Raw genomic sequence first — 19,892 nt, forward strand, 5'->3', positions numbered from 1 at the left:
ACACCGACGCCCCTACTATGACACGTCACATCGAAACCGCCTTCCGACCTAGCCACCGGTCATATTCATAAAACGCACGACCTGAACATCCCCGTCCGTTCTGAAGTGGTGCTTTTCTGGTTTCAAGCCCATGGCATCAATAATCACCTGCTTAAGCTTCTCAAGATCGCCAGGATACGTTCTGATTGTTTCCTTTAGATCGACCGAATGCTCATTTCCTAAACACAAAAGAAGTCGACCTTCTACGGTTACGCGCACGCGATTGCAATCGGCACAGAAATTATGGGAATGCGGTGAGATAAACCCGACCTTCTGATTACGGTCGATCAACTGGTAATAGCGTGATGGCCCAAGCGTAGATTCTGCCAGCGGGACCATGGCGTATTTCTGACGTATACGTGCATAGACATCATCATTGGACATGAAGGTCTCCTCCCGACCGTGGTCGGACACCTCACCAAGCGGCATCTCCTCGATGAATGAAATATCCACGCCTTCCTGATAGGCAAACTCGACGAGATCGAGAATTTCGTCGTCGTTACGATTTTTAAGAATCACGGCATTGAGCTTGATGCGCTCAAAACCCGCGGACTTGGCCGCTCGAATACCTTGTATAACCCGGTCCAGCCGCCCCGTACGTGTAAGCGCCTTGAAACGTTCCGGGTCGAGAGAATCAAGGCTGATATTGAGTCGACGAAGCCCCCCATCGAACAAGCGCTTGGCGTATTTATCGAGCTGTGCGCCATTGGTTGTCATGGCAAAATCCTTGATGCCTGAAAGCGCACCAATTTTATCAACGAGGTCATCTACCCCACGTCGCACCAAGGGTTCACCGCCCGTCAAGCGCACCTTTTCGACGCCAAGGGACTCAAATGCCTCGGCAACAAATGCCAGTTCATCGATCGAAAGCACCTGATTTCGAGGCAGGAACTCCATGTCCTCGCTCATGCAGTAGACGCATCGAAAATCGCATCGATCCGTAATCGAGATACGTACATATTTGATTCGACGTTGAAAGTTATCGACCAAAGCCGTCATTCGTTTCTCCAACGATCCTTGGCGTGTTGATCGCTTTCGCGTTCACGCACCCAATAGGAACCGTGGCTGGTGTGTTCCTGCTTCCAGAAGGGAGCATCGGTCTTGAGTATGTCCATGAGATAGGCACATGCTTCAAACGCAGACTGACGATGGCGGGCCCCCACGATCACCAATACGATGTCTTCTCCGAGAGAAAGGCGTCCGACTCGGTGAACAATGCGCGCCTGATCGATGTCCCAGCGTGCCTTCGCGTCCTTTAAAAGATCATCCAGAACTCGCTCGGTCATGGCCGGGTAATGCTCGAGTGTGAGGGCCTCGACCGAGGCATCAATCATGTCCCGGACCCGACCGACAAACATGACTACACCGCCCATCTCTCGATTATTTTCGGTAAATTCAAGGTACTCGGCGTTGACATCAAAGGCGTCTGGCTGGATGCGAACGGTCATATCACCCCCCCGTGACTGGCGGGAAAAATGCAACTTCATCATTTTGAGCCAACACATCGTCCATACGCGCCATTCTTTGATTGACGGCGACCATCAAACGCGAAGCCCCAACGGAAGATAAGTCGATACCATGTTGACGCTCGAGATACATTAACAAGGCAGCCGGTGTCGTATCCGCCAGCGCATCAAGATCAAGCCGCATTTCTTTATGACCTGCAAGCTCGCCAATTTCGCCAAAAAAACGCACCAATAACGCAGAGGATTGTGATGAGGTCGCATCACCCTCATTCTCCTGTGACACCTGCTCGACATCGTTTTGAATCAACGACCAGTCGCCACTTTTACCACCTTGTTTTGCCCGTACTCGGGTGTAGTCGATACTCATGCGCTTATCGACGGCCTTGCACATGTCGTAAAGCGTCAGACTCGCTACGCTTGCAGCCGTCAACGCCTCCATTTCAACGCCTGTCTTGCCATCGGTTTTGCAGGTCGCCAGCACGTGTACGCCACCGCGGTCCTTATCCGGCGTACATTCAATGCTCACTTGCGTCAGCGACAGCGGATGACAAAGCGGGATCAGTTCCGATGTGCGCTTGGCAGCTTGAATCCCCGCAATGCGCGCGCTTGCCAGAACGTCCCCTTTGGGCAGGCGCTCATCAAGCAGTAACTCCAGCGTTTCCGGCGCCATGGATAAAAAGCTTTCGGCTTCTGCAGTGCGTTTGGTAATGGCCTTATCGGCGATATCGACCATGTGCGCGTCACCGCGCTCATTAAGATGCGTGAGAGACATTTGGTGCCCATCAAATCCATTGTGAGTTGCAGACCGTCTCGAGTACAACCAGCGAACGACCCATTCGAACGTCTGTTCGTGAGTGTCGAGCACTGCCATATTCGGCGAAAAGGGTATATTTTGTTTGGAAAGGTCCGGGCTGAATACCGCCTCGATATTCGGATCATTCATGACCTTGATCGCATCCGAATCATCAACCGCTTTACGAGCTACCCAAAGCTTGGGCACTGGGTGTGATTTAAAACCTTCAAGCAGCAATAGATCGGGTGACAAGGTCTCAGCGTAGCGGATCACATCGTCCAACGCAGGCTCACCCGATGTTTCCTGAACCAGCGAAAAGCCATTTTGCCCCGATATGATCGAGGCCACGGCCCCGGCGCGCCGATAGCGCTCGCTGTCTGATCCCGGCTTATCCAGCGTAAGAGCGTGATGACTGTGTTTGAACACACACACACTGACCCCAAGCGCGGACAACCTCTGCACCAAATGTTCAAGCAAAGTCGTCTTGCCTTGGCCGCTGTAACCTGAAACCGCCAACACTGGCAAGGCCGTTCTCATCAAGACGGATGCAATCATATCCTACCCATTTTTTAGCACACGCATGACAAGCCTGCTAACGTTCAATGCGTCTTTTTAAGCTCCGTAGACATGATCCGCTCCACCAGCGCCTTATCTTCTGGCGTATTCACATTCTGAAAGCATTCGGCCCGTGAAAACACCATACGCTCCGCGTCATGGCACTCATACCAGGGTAGAATCTTGCGCTCACCCTTGAGAAGGTATGATTCAAGATCTTGCGCCAGAGACGTTTTCACGACCGCAACCACAGGATGCGCTCGTTGCTCATCAGCGGCATACACTATATCCATTGCCCCCCTACGGGCTCGATCAACCAACGCTTCAAAAACACTCGGCGCAATGGCAGGCACATCGCAGGGCGCGATCATCAGCCACGCGGCATTGGATGCGCAAAGGGCTGCGTGAATACCGCCTAACGGTCCGATAAATCCGGGAACACGATCTGCTATGACATGCCACCCGAATGCCGCGTACTCATCAACCGATCGATTGGCGCTAACATAAAGCGTCTCGACCTGAGTCGTCATCGCGTTCGCGACATGCATGACCATCGGAGCGCCATTGACCAACTGCAACCCCTTATCGACGCCACCCATTCGGGTGCCTTGACCGCCAGCAAGAATCAACCCGTCCACCGATTCATTCATGAGTATCGTATCGCTCTATTGCACCGCATTGCGTAAAATCAAAACGTTATCCCAGCTGTTGCCATAAGAAAAGACGCCGGACAGGTGTCGATAGGACCAAGTCATGACCGATATCCAAACAACGCATAACGTGGGCCAAAGACTCAAAGACCTCCGACAGCAGCACCAACTGTCTCAGCGAGAGCTTGCAAAGCGCGCCGGCGTCACCAATAGCACGGTGTCCCTGATCGAACTCAATACGGTCAGCCCGTCTGTCAGCTCACTTCGAAAGATTCTGAACGCCATTCCAGTATCGCTCAGCGAGTTTTTCGCCGAAGAAGCCACTAGTCAGACCAAGTTTTTCTACAGGGCAGATGAACTGGTTGAGCTTGGAGACGGCCACCTGTCATTTCGAATGATAGGCAATCACGGCAAGCACCGCGCAATGACCATATTGCATGAACGCTACCCAAGCGAGGCCGATACGGGCGCAGATATGCTGAGTCACGACGGTGAAGAAGGTGGCATCATCGTCGAAGGAGAAATCGAATTGACGGTCGACGGTGAAACACAGGTACTGAAAGCAGGCGATGGGTATTACTTTGATTCCAGCCTGCCCCATCGATTTCGGAACGTGGGCGACGCACCCTGTGTCATCGTAAGCGCCAATACGCCTCCCACGTTCTCAGAGGGCCAGTTCAGAAGTGATAAGGCTCACTCCTGACCGGGTACTCAGCGCGTACCGAAAATCTTGTCTCCGGCGTCGCCCAGGCCGGGGACGATGTAGCCTGACTCATCAAGGCACTCATCAACGGAGGCCGTATAGATCTCGACATCGGGATGCGCCTGCTCGACCTTTTCAATGCCTTCTGGCGCGGCAACCAGCACGATCACCTTGACCTGAGAGCATCCTTTTGCCTTCAGCATATCGATAGTGGCCACCATCGAACCGCCTGTTGCAAGCATTGGGTCAATCACGATGGCCAGACGCTCATCCAGGTCGCTGACGAACTTCTCGAAATACGGCACCGGTTCAAGGGTTTCTTCGTTGCGGTATAGCCCAACCACGCTGATACGCGCGCTCGGCAGAAGCGCCATGACACCGTCCATCATGCCAAGACCCGCACGCAGAATCGGAACAATCGTTACCTTCTTGCCCTTGATGTGCTCGACTTCGATCTTCTCGCCGTTCCAGCCATCAACATACGTCTTTTCGACCTCAAACCCCTTGGTCGCCTCGTACGTCAGCAGCTCAGCCACCTCAGAAGCAAGCTCCCGGAAGTTTTTCGTGCTGACACGAGCGGTGCGCATCAAGCCGATCTTGTGTTTGATCAGCGGGTGGTCAATTTCATGCACACTCATGCAATCATCCTTTTCTAAAATCGTTCGGTTTTAACTGTTCTCGTCGCCACAAATGGGCTGTGCGATCACTCGCTGACGCGTGCTGGCAAGCGCCAATCGATCGGCTCGAGACCGTGCTCGAGGAGAAACTGATTCGTTTGGGAAAAATGACGGCACCCCAGAAAACCGCGGTGCGCAGACAGCGGCGACGGGTGCGGGGCGTGAAGCACCAGATGCTTCTTGCGATCAACAAACGCGGCCTTCTTCTGGGCATAACTTCCCCAGAGCAAAAACACGACATGATCACAGGATCGATTGATCGCCTCGGTGGCCCGGTCGGTGAACTGCTCCCACCCCTGTCCACGGTGAGATGCGGCCTGGCTCTGCTCAACCGTCAACACGCTGTTCAACAACAACACACCCTGTTCGGCCCAGGATTTGAGATAGCCGTGGTTGACCGGCTCGAAGTCGACCGTATCCGCGGCCAGCTCCTTGTAGATATTCACAAGAGACGGGGGCGTCTTGACATCCGGTCGCACCGAAAAGCACAGGCCATGCGCCTGTCCGGGACCATGATAGGGGTCCTGACCAAGGATAACGACCTTGACTCGATCCAATGGCGTAAGCTCAAAGGCCTTGAACCAGTTCGATGAGTGCGGATAGATCACCTTGTGCGCGGCTTTTTCATTGGCCAGAAATGCGCGCAACGCCTGCATGTAAGGCGTCTCGAATTCCTGACCGATCTCATTGGCCCAGCTTTCGGGAAGCGGCGTCGTCATGACGATTCGGAGCTGCCGCGCTGAGCGGCAAGCGGCTCAATGTAGGACAGCGCCATATCCCAGGGAAACTGAATCCAGGTCGCCTGCTCGACATCGACCACACTTAAATCCACCAACGCCTTGCCCTCGGGCTTGGCATACACAGTGGTAAACAAGGCATTGGGGAGCATGTCGCGAACGGCGCGTGCCGTATTGCCAGTATCAACCAGATCGTCGATCAGGAGCCAGCCCTGACCGTCGTGATCGACGCCCTTGAGCACGTCCAGACCGCCCTGATCCATGTGATCATAGCTTTTGATGCATACGGTATCGATCAACCGAATGTTCAGCTCCCGGGCCACCAGCGCAGCTGGAATCAACCCACCGCGCGTAATGGCAACAATCCCTTTGAACGGCTCTTCATGCGTTTCGAGCAACCGATGGCACAGAGTACGAACATCGCGGTGCAAACGATCCCATGAAATCGTCAGGTGAGCTTGATAACGTGCTTCACTCATTACATTCAACCTTGGCGATAACGCCCTTACTCGTTTTCCAGAAAGCTACATACCGCAAAGACATTGTGACCCGACTGACGGATTTTTTCTGAGCCACCCAGCTCAGGAAGGTCCACAATGGTCGCGGTTTCAACGACATGGCCACCGCTTCGCTGAATGAGCTTGGCGGCCGCAAGCATAGTGCCCCCCGTCGCGATCAAGTCATCCATCACAACGATCCGATCCCCTTTTTGGAATGCATCGGAGTGGAGTTCAACCGATGACTCGCCGTATTCCAAGGAATACGTTTCGCTGATGGTCTTGAACGGGAGCTTGCCCTTCTTTCGCACCGGCACGAAACTGCAGCCCAACTCATAGGCCAGCGGTGCACCGATAATGAACCCGCGAGCATCGATCGCGGCAACGGCATCGACCTCAAGTTCTTGGTAGCGATGAACGAAACTGTCGATCAGTTTTCGAAACGCCGCACTGTTTTGCAAAAGCGGGGTTATGTCGCGGAAATTGACGCCGGCCTGCGGCCAGTCAGGTACCGTACGAATGACCGACTTGATGTAATCGCCGTAGATGCTCATGGCTTGGGCGCTGTCCTTTGTTGAATCACGCAAAACACAAAACCGCGCATCTTAGCGAAAGCGCGGCAGTGAATCGAGTCAATTTATCACCGTGCGGCCAGCACACGCTCGACCGTTTCAACGATGGCCTGGGTTTGAGGATCGATCTCTATATTGACCGAATCGCCAATGCCCTTGTCGGCAAGGGTCGTGCGCGCCATGGTCTCAGGGATCAAGTTGACACAGAAACGTCCGTGATCGACTGCCCCAACCGTCAAACTGATGCCATCGATACCAATGTAGCCCTTGTCCAGAACAAACCGCGTGAAATCCATTGGTAAATCGAACCAGATTCGAAGGTTATTGGGCGCCGTATCCAACTCGACAATGGACGCCATGCAGGCGATGTGACCAGACATTAGATGTCCGCCGATATCGTCACCGACGCGTGCGGCGCGCTCGACATTGACCACATCGCCGGCTTCACGTTGCCCAAGTGTTGTCAGGCGAAGCGTTGCGCGCATCATATCGAAGGTGACACGCGTACCTTCAATAGAGGTTACGCTCAAGCAGCAGCCATCGAGGGCGACCGAGGCGCCAAGCGCCAGGCCATCGATCATGGGCTCAGGAAGCTCGACTTCAATCTGGGACAGCGCTTGCTGCCGTAGATGGGCAATGACCGGCGCTTTGGCCTGGACGATTCCGGTAAACACGCGACCTCCGATAAGGCGGAAGCACATCGTCACCGAGTCCCCCCGGCCCTGAATGCCCGCCTTTCAACAGTAAATGAAATTGGTGGGGCCATTTTGCCACGCGTTGACACGATGAGGCGAGCTATCTAAGATTGCGCTCCGTTTTTTCGCGCCGATTTGAACCCAGCTTGCGGGGCGCTTATAAATGCCGCTAAACGGGTGTGTCCAGCGTTGAGCCACCCTTCGGGGTGGCTTTTTTTATGTCTGTAGTACACTTGCATCTCTCACATTGCCGACACCTTACCAGGTACCATGATTCAACTTGAGCAACTCAGTAAATTCTACGGCTCGGATCACGATGCGATCTGCGCACTAAACAACGTTGACCTGACGGTCCCCAAGGGCAGCATCACAGGCGTTATCGGTGTCTCGGGGGCGGGAAAAAGCACGCTCATTCGCTGCGTCAACATGCTCGAGCGCCCGAGCAGCGGGCGGGTACTGGTCGATGGCCAGGACCTGACTCAGCTCGATGCGCCAGCGCTTCGCAAAGCGCGCCACGACATCGGCATGATTTTTCAGCATTTTAACCTGCTCGATTCTCGCACGGTCTATCAGAATATCGCGTTTCCCCTGGAACTAATGGGCTTTGACAAGAACGCGATGAAAGAGCGTATTACGCCTCTTCTGGAATTGACGGGCCTCAGCGACAAAAAAGACCGCTACCCTTCTGCACTTTCAGGCGGCCAGAAACAGCGCGTCGCTATTGCGCGAGCCTTGGCCAGCCGACCGAAAGTTCTTCTGTGCGATGAGGCAACCTCCGCCCTCGACCCTCAGACCACCGCATCGATCTTGGAGCTTTTGCGTGAGATCAATCAGGAGCTTGGGTTAACCATCCTGTTGATCACGCATGAAATGGAAGTGGTCAAATCGATCTGTGACAGTGTGGCACTGATCAGCGGCGGAGAACTGGTCGAGACATCAAAAGTCGGGCCATTTTTTACCGCCCCAAGCACAAAGCTGGGGCGAGAGTTTCTGGAGGAATTCCTTCGCATCGACCCTCCAAAATCGCTGCTTGACCGGCTCTCCAGCGATGGACGCGATAAACCCTATCCGGTGATCCGTATCATTTTCAATGATGACAACGTCGCCTCACCGCTGATCTCTCAGCTGGCCCGCTCGTTCGAACTAGACATCAGCATTCTTCAGGCCAAGATCGAAGACATTCAGGGATACACCCTTGGCCTGATGATCGCCGAATTCCGTGGCGATTCCGCCCATGTAGAGAAGGCACTTGCCAAACTGTCTGATATGCAACTGTCCACGGAGGTTTTAGGGTATGTCGACTGACATGATGGCCCTTATCGGCCACGCCACATTGCAAACCATTTACATGGTCTTGATCAGTGGCGTTATTTCAGGCGTGTTGGGCCTGGCACTGGGTCTGGCGCTTTACGTAACACGGCCAGGCCAGATTCTTGCGTGTCGTCCGGCGTTTCTGGTCACAAGTGCGGTCGTGAACGTCGGACGCTCGATCCCCTTTATCATCCTGATGGTGGCCATCGTTCCTTTCACTCGTCTTGTGGTAGGCACCTCTATCGGTACCAATGCAGCCATGGTGCCACTAACGATTGCAGCCATTCCCTTTGTGGCCCGGCTGATCGAAGGAGCATTGAACGAGATTTCGCCCGGACTGATCGAGGCGGCTCAAGCCATGGGGGCGACACCGAAGCAGATCGTTACCAAAGTACTGATCCCGGAAGCGCGAGGCGGCATCATTACGAGCATTACCATCACGATTGTTACACTCATAAGCTACTCGGCCATGGCCGGTGCCGTTGGCGGTGGCGGTCTGGGTGACGTCGGCATTCGCTACGGGTATAACAGGTTCGAGCCGTTGATCATGCTGGTGACGGTCGCCATTTTGGTGATCATGGTTCAAGGCGTGCAGATGCTTGGCGACTCGATGGTCAAACGCGCCAACCACAAATAAGACACCACATTACTCAAAGCAGGGAGCTTCCCAATGCAACTACCTCTTCGTTCACTGGCTATGGCCGCCCTTACCCTTGGTTCAGTCGCACTGGCCGGCTGTGGCAGCTCGGAAACGGATGACGCCACGGTCAAGGTCGGCACGATGTCAGGCCCTGAAACCACGGTTATGGAAACGGCCAAGAAAATCGCCAAGGAGAAGTACGGGCTGGACGTTCAGATCGTCGAATTCACTGACTACAACTCTCCGAATGCGGCGCTTGCTGACGGCAGTCTCGACGCCAACGCCTATCAGCACAAACCCTACCTTGAAAGCATGGTTAACGACCGCGGCTACAAGTTTGCGGTAGCTGGCGCCACGTTTGTCTATCCGATCGGTGCCTATTCCGAGCGCTACGACAGCCTCGAGGATCTTCCAGACGGCGCCACGATCGCCATTCCCAACGACCCCTCCAATGAGGGCCGCTCGCTGATCCTGATGGACAAGAATGGGTTGATCACGCTCAAGGACAATACTGATTTGAATGCCACGCCGATGGACATTTCAAAGAACCCGCACAACTTCAAGTTCAATGAAATCGATGCAGCGCAACTGCCACGCACGCTTCAGGATGTTGACCTTGCCTTTATCAATAACACATACGCCCAACCCGCCGGCTTAAGCCTCCAGGACGATGCGCTTATCACGGAAGGTCCGGATTCGCCCTACGTGAACCTGATCGTAGTGCGCGCCGGTGACCAGGATAAGGAAAAGATCAAGCATCTGGTCGAGGCCTATCAGACAGATGAAGTCGCTGAGAAAGCGGAAGAGCTGTTTAAGGGCGCCGCCGTTCCCGGCTGGAAATAATAAAGGAAGCTCGCCGGGCACCATGCGCGGCGAGCCTCGACGCCATCTCTCGTTGTGAGTCTTGATTCGATGACATATACGCTTTTAGAACGCCAGCTGGATGCGCTTTTGGACACCCGAGACTGGGTTACCAATACCGCTCAAATGAGCGCCTTCCTGTTCAATACACTTTCAGACGTCAATTGGGTCGGCTTTTATCTACATCACACGTCATCGGTTCTGAGTCTTGGCCCCTTTCAAGGCAAGCCCGCCTGCAATCCGATTCCCTTTTCAAAAGGCGTTTGCGGCAAGGCCGCCACCACGCGCCAGACTCAACGCGTTGATGATGTTCACAGCTTCCCCGGCCACATTGCCTGCGATGAAGCATCGCGCGCCGAATTGGTCGTTCCACTGGTGGTAGGCGATACGCTCTGGGGAGTGCTGGATATCGATAGTCCGCGCCCGAATCGATTTAGCGAAGATGATGCCCGGTTAATAGAACGTTTGTGCGCTCTATTCATGGAGCGCACTGATCTCGTATAAAAAACGGGCGCCATCGGCGCCCGTTTTTGTATCCCGCATTTAGAAACGTCGAATAGGGCTTACCCTTCCAACTTGTTACCTTCAACGTGCGCAAGCATCAAGCAGAACCGATCGGGCGTTTTGGCCTCTCCCGTCTCACGATCAATGAAGAAAACATCAAAACCCTTGGCACGACGGTAGGCGCGCCACGAGCCACCATAGACATTGATGTGACCGATGCCGTCACAAATGACACCGCGTGTATGCACCGTGCAATGAATCAAGTAATTACGCAGCTGAGGCGCCCCGTCTTCCAATAGAAAACGCACTCGACCAGGTTGACTGTCATCGATTTCCGTAAAGCATCCCGTCCCTGTTGACGGGCCGCCATCCCAAAGTACCTGCTGCGGAATCGCGACGGTGGTTTTTCGAACCTTGCTGTCACACTGGAAGTCAGCCTCGCCCACTAAACCTCCAATGCTCCAAGACGGGAAGCTGTAACTTTCCTTGAGGTCATTCCCGTCATCATCCTTGCCCTGAAGAAAGTGGAGCTTGCCTTTCCAACTGCCATCGTTACCGCGCGAGGTGAACACCAGGCTGCCATTTTTCATGTCGCGATTACGATAGCCGGTGTTATTGCCGGCCATGATGTAAAAGTCACCGACGTTCGAATAGACCTTGTCGTAGCCGGTTTCAAACGTTAGATCGCCCTTGCCCGTCCATTGGTCGCATTCGGACTTGATTGATTCGTGATCGATTCGAAGCGCCTGACCGGTGGGCGTTCGAATAACCACGTTGCCCTCACCCGTCATGACACCGCCAACGCGATTATCGTGCGTGTCACTATTGAACACATTGATCCAGCCAAATACTGCGTAGTTGGCACTGGCCGTATTGCAGAAAAGCTGCTGATAAAGTTCGGTGGTCACACAGCGCGCCTCTTCAGCGCCGTTGCGATTTTCCCACCAATTGCCTTGAAAATGGGAGTGATAGATCACCTTGCCATGAATGGCTCGACCCGTAACGCGCTCGAAAATGTTATCGACAAAGCTTGCGCCATAGAGCTCGCCGTCAACCAGAATGCAGTCATGAACGTAATGGAAATGGTTTCGGATAAACCGGCTGGTCGTACACAGCGGAGCATCCTGAAAATGGATCGCCGTTTCGATCGAGGTGAAGGTATTGTCCAGTAGCGACAGATCCACCCCGCCCGGTGTTTCAATCGCGTTTTTGAAATTGTGGAACGAGCAGTTCTGGACCAGGTTGACGTAAGACGTCATTTCAAGTGCGGTGTGTGTTTGATTGCGATCATGAAAGGCAATCCCAATTACATTCTTGCCGACCTTGGTAAACATCGCGCCGTCAAGGTCAGAACCCGTAATCAAGCTTGAGTAGGCCGCTTTTTGGCCAAAGTGGTCCTTACTGCCACCGATCAGACTGACGCGCCCCAGCTCGATCGTTTCATTGATGACAAATTTACCCTCGTGTGGGATGACCACCGTTCTCGTCTTGCCATCGGCGATTGCGGCCTTGATCGCAGTAGAGCTGTCATTTTTACCAGAGGGATCAGCGCCCCACAGCAGGATATTGCCTCGCTCCTCGCCTTCTATGACACGCTTCCAGCGGCGTCCACCCTTCGTGACGATAATCATGCCGTTGTCATCAGCGCTTTTAGTATCGCCCGAGGCAACGAACCGACCACCTCCACAGTAGGGGTAGGTGTGATAAAGAACCTGGACGACTTGCTTTTCCGCTTCAGGCTCATAGGCCCGCAGCTTTTCGACGTTTTCAACAGTGATCACGGCATTGGCGGTTGTTAGTTCAGTCATTAGGCTTCTCCTTAGGTCCCTGTGTAGCGCAGTCCGAAGCGTGCACCGCTTCTCGACTCCACAGCCCTATTTGTAAGAGACGCCTAAAAAAGAATCTAACGATACTCCGAGTAAGCGCAAAGCTTACACATGACCAACACAAAAAAAGCCCAACTTTCAAAAAGTTGGGCTTTCGGGATCTGGTAGGACCGAGCGGATTTGAACCGCTGACCTCCACGATGTCAACGTGGCGCTCTAACCAACTGAGCTACGGTCCTGTACTAGCGATGTCGTTGATGGGCATTCATTGGTAGGACCGAGCGGATTTGAACCGCTGACCTCCACGATGTCAACGTGGCGCTCTAACCAACTGAGCTACGGTCCTGCTAGGGGTCTTGCCTGATCAACGCTGCGCAATTTTACGGATTTGCCTTTTGAATGCAAGCATTTAAATGACTTTTTTTAAGCCGCAGGGATCAGGCTAGTCCACATAAGTGCACCAACGGACGCACCAATGATCGGCCCCAGAATCGGAATCCATGCGTAGGACCAATCCGAGCCGCCCTTGCCGGCGATCGGCAGCAGTGCATGAGCCAATCTCGGCCCAAGGTCCCGCGCCGGATTGATCGCATAACCAGTGGGGCCTCCAAGCGACAACCCAATGGCCCAAACCAGCCCACCCACCAGAAACGGCAGTAACCCGCCGGCGATAGAACTTGAATGAACGATCGCCCCGATTCCAACGATCAATGTGACCGTACCAATTACCTCACTCAGAACGTTACCAAATGGGTGCCGGATCGCCGGCGCCGTACAAAAGATGCCTAGTTTGCTTTCTTTCGATTCCGTCAATTTCCAGTGCGGCAGATACGCAAGCCAGACACAAATCGCCCCGACAAAACACCCAAGCATCTGGGCCGCGATCATCCCGAAAACCACATTCGCCTCGACGTACATGCCCATGACCCACTTGGCGATGGTCACCGCCGGATTGATATCGGCCCCAGGCGAGCCCATTGCGTTGGCAACGAACACACCCATCATGACCGCAAGCCCCCATCCGGTGGCAATGACCATCCACCCGCTGTCCTTGCCTTTCGTTCGCTGCAGCAGCACGTTAGCCACCACCCCATCCCCGAACAAAATCAGAGTCAGCGACCCAAAGAATTCCCCGATATACGCGTGCATGACACACTCCTTTTCGTCGTGTTTAAGGGCTTAATCCTGATTGTCGGATTTAACCCGGGACACGGCGTCGAGCCAGCCGGCATAGAGTGATTGACGTTTGTCATCGGAGAACTGCGGATAAAATGAGCGCTCTTTATGCCAAAGCGAGGTGATGTCTGAAAGCGACTCATACCAGCCAAGCTTCAGACCTGCCAGATAGGAGACCCCGAGCGCGGTGGTTTCAAGCACCGTCGGACGATCGACCTGAACATCGAGAATGTCAGCCAAAAACTGCATGACCCAGTTGTTGCTGACCATGCCACCATCGACTCGCAGTGCCGCAGTGGACGCCGTCACATCACGATTCATGCACTCCTGAAGGTCACGCGTCTGATAGCAGACCGACTGCAATCCGGCCGCCACCAGTTCGGCAATGCCGGTATTTCGGGTCAGTCCGAAAATCGCGCCCCGCGCTTGCGGATCCCAGTGTGGCGCCCCCAGTCCGGTAAAGGCCGGCACTAGATACACGCCATGGCCATCGTTGGTCTCGCGCGCAAGGTGTTCTGTTTCCGAGGCGTTGGAGAAGAGCTTCAACCCATCGCGCAGCCACTGAACTGTCGCGCCCGCAATGAAAATACTGCCCTCCATCGCGTAGGTGACCTTACCATTCAGACGATAACCAACAGTGGTCAACAGCTTGTTATTGGATACCTCTGCTCGCTCGCCGGTGTTCATGATCATGAAACAGCCGGTGCCGTAAGTGCTTTTGACCATGCCCGGCTCGAAGCAGGTTTGACCGATCAAGGCAGCCTGTTGATCGCCGGCAACGCCTGCAATCATCAGGCTCGCCCCCAGAAGCTGAGCATCGGTTCGCCCGAACTCATCGCTTGAATCCATAACCTCCGGCAGCATGGACTCCGGAATACCAAACAGCTCAAGAAGATCACGGTCCCAGCACTGCTCATGAATGTTGAACAGGCAGGTGCGAGAGGCATTGGTCGCATCGGTTCGATGCTCACGCCCCCCCGTAAGCTTCCAGATCAGATAGCTGTCGACCGTTCCGAACAAGAGCTCGCCTCGCTCGGCACGCTCTCGAGCGCCATCTACGTTTTCAAGAATCCAGCGAAGCTTGGTGGCTGAAAAGTACGGATCGATCAAAAGCCCGGTCTTGCTTTGGATCTTTTCGTCATGCCCCTGGGATTTCAGGGAGCGGCAATAATCACCCGTGCGACGATCCTGCCAGACGATGGCGTTGTAGACCGGCTCGCCGGTGTTCTTGTCCCAGACCAGGGTGGTTTCGCGCTGATTGGTAATGCCGATGCCTGCGATCGAATGCACGGTCTTGCCGCTATTGGTGATGGCCTGCTTGATGGTTCTAAGCGTTGACCCCCAAATATCATCCGGATGATGCTCAACCCAGCCGCCCTCAGGGAAATGCTGTGGAAATTCTTCCTGAGCCAATGAAACAATATTGCCGGTCTTGTCGAACAAGATGGCTCTGGAGCTGGTTGTACCCTGATCAATGGCGAGCATGAGAGAGGTCATGGCGAAGTCCTTTGTGTCTCGGATGTCATGTTCATTTATTTTCACTTTCGAACATTGGGTACAGTACTGGCATGTCGCACATACAAACAAACTAAAATTGCGTGAACGTCCTTAGACATTGGTAGAGCAGCATTCACCAACGGCGCGCAAACCGACCATTCTTGATGAAGGAACGTGGCTTGATGTCCCAACATAAACGCCAGGACGAAATGGTGTCGCTGATACAACAGCAGAAGTACATAAATATCGAACAGCTGACCGCGCATTTTAACGTAACGCCCCAGACCGTTCGCAGAGACCTTAACGTACTTGCGGAAAAGGGCATGATCCGGCGGGTTCATGGCGGGGCGGGAAGCATCGAATCCAGCACCGTCAACACGTCCTACAACACGCGTAAAACGCTGAATTACGAGGAAAAGAAAGCGATCGCGGCCACCCTTGCGTCGCATATTCCCGACCACAGCTCCATTTTCATCAATATTGGCACCAGCACCGAACTGGTGGCCGAAGCCCTGCTCGACCACAAGGGGCTTGAGGTCATCACCAACAATTTGAACGTGGCCGCCATGATGCACGCCAAGGATGATTTCAACGTCATTGTGGCCGGCGGCGTGGTGCGCTCCCGTGACGGGGGCATTATCGGCGAGGCCGCGATCGATTTCATAAACCAGTTCAAGGTTGATTTCGGCATCATCGGCATCAGCGGCATCGACGAAGACGGCTCGCTGTTGGAGTTCGACTATCAGGAGGTCCGCGTCGCCCAGGCCATTATCGGCAATTCCAGGCACGTGTTTCTGGCTGCGGATCATTCAAAATTCATGCGTCGGGCAGTGGTTCGCCAAGCCCACATCAACCAGGTCGACGCTCTTTTTACCGACGTTCGCCCGCCCGATGCGTTTTGCGCACTGCTCGATGAGTCCGATGTTCGGCTCTACCTTCCGGAGTCGGACTCGACGAGGTAATGGATTGATGTTCGTTCGAACTTGTATTATTTTCTTTTTCGAACATAAATGACACATCGAAGACGACTTCGGCGGAGAACAGCATGGCACATCAGCAAACGCCCCTATTGGACATGTATGTCATTGGTGGAGGCATTAACGGCACTGGTATTGCCTGCGACGCTGCCGGCCGGGGTCTGAGCGTCGGGCTCTGCGAGCAGGCTGACCTTGCAAGCGCCACATCCTCGGCGTCCAGCAAGCTGATTCATGGCGGTTTGCGCTATCTCGAGCATTATGAATTTCGTCTGGTCAGAGAAGCGCTTCACGAGCGGGAGGTTCTGCTCAAGAAAGCGCCGCACATTGTCTGGCCGATGCGCTTTATCCTGCCCCATCAGCCGCACTTGAGACCGGGCTGGATGATTCGAACGGGACTTTTCCTTTACGACCATCTAAGCCATCGGGATAGCCTGCCCAAGGCCAAGAAGCTGACGTTCGGTTCGGATTCACCGCTGTCCTCAGACATCAAGAAAGGTTTTGAGTACTCAGACTGCTGGGTTGATGATGCCCGCATGGTGGTACTCAACGCCTTGCAGGCCAAGCAAAATGGGGCCGAGGTTCTGGTCAGAACCCGCTGCGAGCAGGCCCGCGCCGATGAAAATGGCCACTGGGAACTTACGCTCAAGGATATGCTGACCGGTGAAACGCTTGTCCGTCGAGCCCGAGTTCTGATCAACGCTGCCGGCCCGTGGGTGGAATCCTTCATCCGAAACGAAACCCAGCGAAAGCCGCGCTACGGCATCAAGATGATCAAGGGCAGCCACCTGGTCACCAAACGCATCAATACCGACGATCGCGCTTATATCCTTCAAAACAAGGACAAGCGCATCGTGTTCGTGCTGCCCTATCAGAACGACTTCAGTCTCATCGGTACCACCGACGTCGCCTACGACGGGGACCCGTCCAAGCTGGCCATCAGCCAGGAAGAAACCACGTATCTATTGGACGTGCTCAACGACCATTTTGACGCACGCATCACCGAAGATGACATCGTCACCAGCTACTCAGGCGTGCGCCCGCTCTGCGATGACGAGTCCGACGACCCATCAGCCATGACGCGGGACTACACCTTGAACCTCGATGCCGAGAAGGCGCCGATGCTTTCCGTGTTCGGCGGCAAGATCACCACCTTCCGCAAGCTCTCGGAAGCCGCATTGCACGAACTGAAAGCCTATTACCCGACCATGCGTGGCGACTGGACGGCAGAAGCCACCATGCCCGGCGGCGACATCACCGACCGGCTCGAGTACGCCAAGACCTTGAAAGCCAACTATCCCTTTTTGGAGACCAAGACAGCCGAACGTTTTGCCTCGAGTTACGGCACGCTCTGCGAGCAGTTCCTTGACGGCTGCAGCACGCTTGATGATCTTGGCGAGCAATTCGGCAGCGGCATGAGCGCCGCCGAGATCAACTATCTGATTGAGCAGGAATGGGCGCGGGAGCTTGACGACGTCATTTGGCGCCGAACCAAGATGGACCTGCGCCTCGATGGCGCTCAAAAGAATCGCATGAGCGACTACATCGCAGAACGGATTGCTGGTATTTACCCAGGCACGCCCACGACGGAAAGCGCCCAGGCCTGAACATCTCTAGTGCGCTCTGCATGAAAAACGCCCCGCTTGAATAAGCGGGGCGTTGTCGGTTTGATGGGGCCTTGCCTGACGATTACTGAATGCCGCCCTCGGTCAGCTTGGCCGGGTCAAGATAGCGCTTGAGCTCCTCTTTCGAAAGCTCGGTCTCTTCTTCGGCCACCTCCAGAATCGGCCGCCCTTCCTGATACGCCTTCTTAGCTACTTTCGCCGCCGCATTGTAGCCAATGACCGGATTCAAGGCCGTGACCAGCACTGGGTTTTTCGAAAGCGGCGCTTCAATGCTGTCCTTTCTGACACTAAAGGTTGCGATCGCGTTATCGGCCAGAAGGCGCGACACGTTGGTCAACAGCGTTATCGAGGAAAGAACATTACTCGCCATCAACGGCAGCATCACATTGAGCTGAAAATTACCTGACTGACCGGCCACGGTGACGGCTGCGTCATTACCGATAACCTGCGCCGCCACCTGCGCCGCCGACTCGGGAATGACCGGATTGACCTTGCCGGGCATGATCGAACTTCCGGGCTGAAGCGCCTCGAGCTCAATCTCGCCAAGCCCCGCAAGCGGCCCGGAATTCATCCAGCGAAGGTCATTGCTGATCTTCATCAACGCGCACGCGAACGCCTTGAGGTGCCCGGAAAGCTCGACGGTAGCGTCCTGTGAACCAAGGCTTGCAAAGAAGCTGTCACTGGGCGCGTACGAAAGCCCGGTGTGCTCACCCAGCACCCTGGCAAACCGCTCGGCAAATTCCGGATGCGCATTGATGCCGGTGCCTACCGCCGTGCCGCCTTGTGCAATACGAAGAAGGCGACGCTGTACGTCTTCAAGGCGCTCAACCGACTGCGCCACCTGAGACGACCACCCGCCAAGCTCCTGGCTCATCTTGATCGGCATGGCGTCCATCAAATGGGTGCGCCCTGTTTTGACGACGTCTTCGACGTCAGAGGCCTTGGTCTCGATTACGTCGTTCAGGTGCCTGAGCGTCGGCAACAGCGTTTCATGCAGGGCAATCGATGCAGACACATGAAGCGCCGTGGGGATCGTGTCGTTGCTGCTCTGCCCCATATTGACGTGGTCATTGGGGTTGACCTCGAGCTCATCGCTTGACGCCAGGTGAGCGATAACCTCGTTGACGTTCATGTTGGTCGAGGTGCCCGAGCCCGTCTGGAACACATCGACCGGGAACTGATCCTGGTGCTTGCCTGAAAGCAGCGTATCCGCAGCCGCAATGATGGCCTCGGCGCGGGGCTTATCCAGCAGTTCAAGATCGAGATTAACCTGGGCGGCAGCCCGTTTGACGTGCACCACTGCCTTGATGAACTCGAACGGCAGGGGCTGACCGCTGACCGGAAAGTTATTGATCGCGCGCTGCGTCTGCGCGCCATAAAGCGCCGATTCCGGTACCTCGAGCTCACCCATGCTGTCACGTTCAATGCGCGTATTGGCCATGCCTGTGTTCTCCCACTTGAGATTAAAACTGCGTTGGTGCGTTTAGGATAGACCCCGCACAAGGCCTTCGTCGAAAAAAGCAATGCGACTCATTACCATAAATGATTGAGCACCTGACCAGAATGTGGGCCGAAGGCTCTACACCCGCTGGCGCGTCTTCTAGACTACAAACCTATGCGCGACGCGCCCTTATCACCGATGGAGTCAACGCCATGTGGATGCAAAAAGAGATCACCCTGAATGCGCGCTCGCGCGGATTCCACATCATCACCGACGACATCGAACGCGCCCTCAAGGACCTCGGCACGCTCAAAACCGGGCTTTTGAGCGTGTTCATCAAACACACCTCGGCTTCGCTGACCATTAACGAAAATGCCGACCCGACCGTACGCACTGACTTCGAAAGCTTCTTCGACCGCGCCGTACCCGAAGACGAGCCGTATTTCGAACATGTCTTTGAAGGCAGCGACGACATGCCAGCCCACTTGAAAAGCAGCCTGCTGGGGCCGAGCGTTCAGATCCCGATCACGGACGGACGGCTCAATCTAGGCACCTGGCAGGGCATCTATCTCTGCGAGCATCGCAATCACGGCGGCAGCCGGCGGGTCGTGATCACCGCGTTCGGCGAGTAACCCCTGCCCGCACATGACCAT

The 19,892-nt window shown here is 54.8% G+C and carries 21 protein-coding genes and 2 tRNA genes; 8 read left to right on the top strand and 15 right to left on the bottom strand.

The genetic code is table 11. The features are described 5' to 3' along the window. Window positions 1-48: 48 nt before the first annotated feature. From moaA to mobA, 4 genes are read right to left on the bottom strand one after another with little or no spacing between them, the layout of a single operon-like run. Window positions 49-1,038, bottom strand: a complete 990-nt coding sequence (gene moaA / locus NAT23_RS03455; RefSeq protein ID WP_251925643.1) for a GTP 3',8-cyclase MoaA — start codon at window positions 1,036-1,038, stop codon at window positions 49-51. Continuing rightward, window positions 1,035-1,487: a molybdenum cofactor biosynthesis protein MoaE gene (locus tag NAT23_RS03460; RefSeq protein ID WP_251925646.1), complete on the bottom strand. Its 453-nt coding sequence runs from the start codon at window positions 1,485-1,487 to the stop codon at window positions 1,035-1,037. Before NAT23_RS03460 ends, moaA begins: the two co-directional genes overlap by 4 nt. A gap of 1 nt (window position 1,488) precedes the next feature. Further along, window positions 1,489-2,853 (bottom strand): cyclic pyranopterin monophosphate synthase MoaC, encoded by a 1,365-nt coding sequence (gene moaC, locus NAT23_RS03465; RefSeq protein ID WP_251925648.1) that lies wholly within the window; start codon window positions 2,851-2,853, stop codon window positions 1,489-1,491. Window positions 2,854-2,897: 44 nt separating this feature from the next. Further along, a complete protein-coding gene (gene mobA, locus NAT23_RS03470) occupies window positions 2,898-3,503 on the bottom strand; it encodes a molybdenum cofactor guanylyltransferase MobA (protein WP_251925650.1) in 606 nt (201 codons plus the stop codon). Window positions 3,504-3,606: 103 nt separating this feature from the next. On the opposite strand from mobA, the gene NAT23_RS03475 reads away from it, so the two are divergent. After that, a complete protein-coding gene (locus NAT23_RS03475; RefSeq protein ID WP_251925652.1) occupies window positions 3,607-4,206 on the top strand; it encodes a cupin domain-containing protein in 600 nt (199 codons plus the stop codon). Between the two features lie 8 nt (window positions 4,207-4,214). Here the strand turns inward: NAT23_RS03475 and upp are convergent, their stop codons facing one another. The 5 genes from upp to NAT23_RS03500 form a co-directional block, all read right to left on the bottom strand. Further along, window positions 4,215-4,844 carry a uracil phosphoribosyltransferase gene (gene upp / locus NAT23_RS03480; protein WP_251925654.1) on the bottom strand — a complete coding sequence of 210 codons (630 nt, stop codon included), beginning with the start codon at window positions 4,842-4,844 and terminating at the stop codon, window positions 4,215-4,217. 65 nt (window positions 4,845-4,909) lie between these two features. Next, window positions 4,910-5,602 (bottom strand): uracil-DNA glycosylase, encoded by a 693-nt coding sequence (gene ung, locus NAT23_RS03485; RefSeq protein WP_251925656.1) that lies wholly within the window; start codon window positions 5,600-5,602, stop codon window positions 4,910-4,912. Continuing rightward, window positions 5,599-6,099 carry a xanthine phosphoribosyltransferase gene (gene gpt, locus NAT23_RS03490; protein WP_251925658.1) on the bottom strand — a complete coding sequence of 167 codons (501 nt, stop codon included), beginning with the start codon at window positions 6,097-6,099 and terminating at the stop codon, window positions 5,599-5,601. Before gpt ends, ung begins: the two co-directional genes overlap by 4 nt. A gap of 26 nt (window positions 6,100-6,125) precedes the next feature. Then, window positions 6,126-6,671, bottom strand: a complete 546-nt coding sequence (locus NAT23_RS03495) for an adenine phosphoribosyltransferase (RefSeq protein WP_251590331.1) — start codon at window positions 6,669-6,671, stop codon at window positions 6,126-6,128. Between the two features lie 86 nt (window positions 6,672-6,757). Then, window positions 6,758-7,363, bottom strand: coding sequence for a riboflavin synthase subunit alpha (locus tag NAT23_RS03500; RefSeq protein ID WP_251925660.1), 606 nt, complete (start codon window positions 7,361-7,363; stop codon window positions 6,758-6,760). Window positions 7,364-7,654: 291 nt separating this feature from the next. Here NAT23_RS03500 and NAT23_RS03505 point away from each other — a divergent pair, with 291 nt between their 5' ends. The 4 genes from NAT23_RS03505 (at window position 7,655) to NAT23_RS03520 (ending at window position 10,700) form a co-directional block, all read left to right on the top strand. Beyond that, window positions 7,655-8,689: a methionine ABC transporter ATP-binding protein gene (locus tag NAT23_RS03505; protein WP_251925662.1), complete on the top strand. Its 1,035-nt coding sequence runs from the start codon at window positions 7,655-7,657 to the stop codon at window positions 8,687-8,689. Further along, entirely contained in the window at window positions 8,679-9,332 is a 654-nt protein-coding gene (locus NAT23_RS03510) for a methionine ABC transporter permease (protein WP_251925663.1), read from the top strand. The genes NAT23_RS03505 and NAT23_RS03510 overlap by 11 nt, the downstream gene beginning before the upstream one ends. A gap of 60 nt (window positions 9,333-9,392) precedes the next feature. Next, on the top strand, window positions 9,393-10,178 hold the full coding sequence (locus tag NAT23_RS03515) for a MetQ/NlpA family ABC transporter substrate-binding protein (protein WP_286009939.1): 786 nt from the start codon (window positions 9,393-9,395) through the stop codon (window positions 10,176-10,178). Window positions 10,179-10,247: 69 nt separating this feature from the next. Then, complete coding sequence (locus NAT23_RS03520) at window positions 10,248-10,700, top strand: GAF domain-containing protein (RefSeq protein ID WP_251925668.1); 453 nt, start codon at window positions 10,248-10,250, stop codon at window positions 10,698-10,700. A gap of 59 nt (window positions 10,701-10,759) precedes the next feature. Here NAT23_RS03520 and NAT23_RS03525 read toward each other — a convergent pair whose 3' ends face one another. The 5 genes from NAT23_RS03525 to glpK form a co-directional block, all read right to left on the bottom strand. Beyond that, window positions 10,760-12,508, bottom strand: coding sequence for a putative phage tail protein (locus tag NAT23_RS03525; RefSeq protein ID WP_251925670.1), 1,749 nt, complete (start codon window positions 12,506-12,508; stop codon window positions 10,760-10,762). A 180-nt stretch (window positions 12,509-12,688) separates the two neighbouring features. After that, window positions 12,689-12,765, bottom strand: a tRNA-Val gene (locus NAT23_RS03530). A 30-nt stretch (window positions 12,766-12,795) separates the two neighbouring features. Beyond that, window positions 12,796-12,872, bottom strand: a tRNA-Val gene (locus tag NAT23_RS03535). Between the two features lie 77 nt (window positions 12,873-12,949). Then, on the bottom strand, window positions 12,950-13,675 hold the full coding sequence (locus NAT23_RS03540) for an MIP/aquaporin family protein (protein WP_251925673.1): 726 nt from the start codon (window positions 13,673-13,675) through the stop codon (window positions 12,950-12,952). Window positions 13,676-13,705: 30 nt separating this feature from the next. Then, on the bottom strand, window positions 13,706-15,199 hold the full coding sequence (gene glpK / locus NAT23_RS03545) for a glycerol kinase GlpK (RefSeq protein WP_251925675.1): 1,494 nt from the start codon (window positions 15,197-15,199) through the stop codon (window positions 13,706-13,708). A 182-nt stretch (window positions 15,200-15,381) separates the two neighbouring features. Here glpK and NAT23_RS03550 point away from each other — a divergent pair, with 182 nt between their 5' ends. Then, complete coding sequence (locus NAT23_RS03550; RefSeq protein ID WP_251925677.1) at window positions 15,382-16,161, top strand: DeoR/GlpR family transcriptional regulator; 780 nt, start codon at window positions 15,382-15,384, stop codon at window positions 16,159-16,161. Window positions 16,162-16,244: 83 nt separating this feature from the next. Next, window positions 16,245-17,780: a glycerol-3-phosphate dehydrogenase gene (gene glpD, locus NAT23_RS03555; RefSeq protein ID WP_251925679.1), complete on the top strand. Its 1,536-nt coding sequence runs from the start codon at window positions 16,245-16,247 to the stop codon at window positions 17,778-17,780. A gap of 82 nt (window positions 17,781-17,862) precedes the next feature. Here glpD and NAT23_RS03560 read toward each other — a convergent pair whose 3' ends face one another. After that, complete coding sequence (locus NAT23_RS03560; RefSeq protein ID WP_251925681.1) at window positions 17,863-19,239, bottom strand: class II fumarate hydratase; 1,377 nt, start codon at window positions 19,237-19,239, stop codon at window positions 17,863-17,865. Window positions 19,240-19,451: 212 nt separating this feature from the next. On the opposite strand from NAT23_RS03560, the gene NAT23_RS03565 reads away from it, so the two are divergent. After that, a complete protein-coding gene (locus NAT23_RS03565; RefSeq protein WP_251925692.1) occupies window positions 19,452-19,871 on the top strand; it encodes a secondary thiamine-phosphate synthase enzyme YjbQ in 420 nt (139 codons plus the stop codon). The last annotated feature ends 21 nt before the right edge of the window (window positions 19,872-19,892 follow it).

This window comes from Larsenimonas salina (genome assembly GCF_023736155.1).
Classification (GTDB): Bacteria; Pseudomonadota; Gammaproteobacteria; order Pseudomonadales; family Halomonadaceae; genus Larsenimonas; species Larsenimonas salina.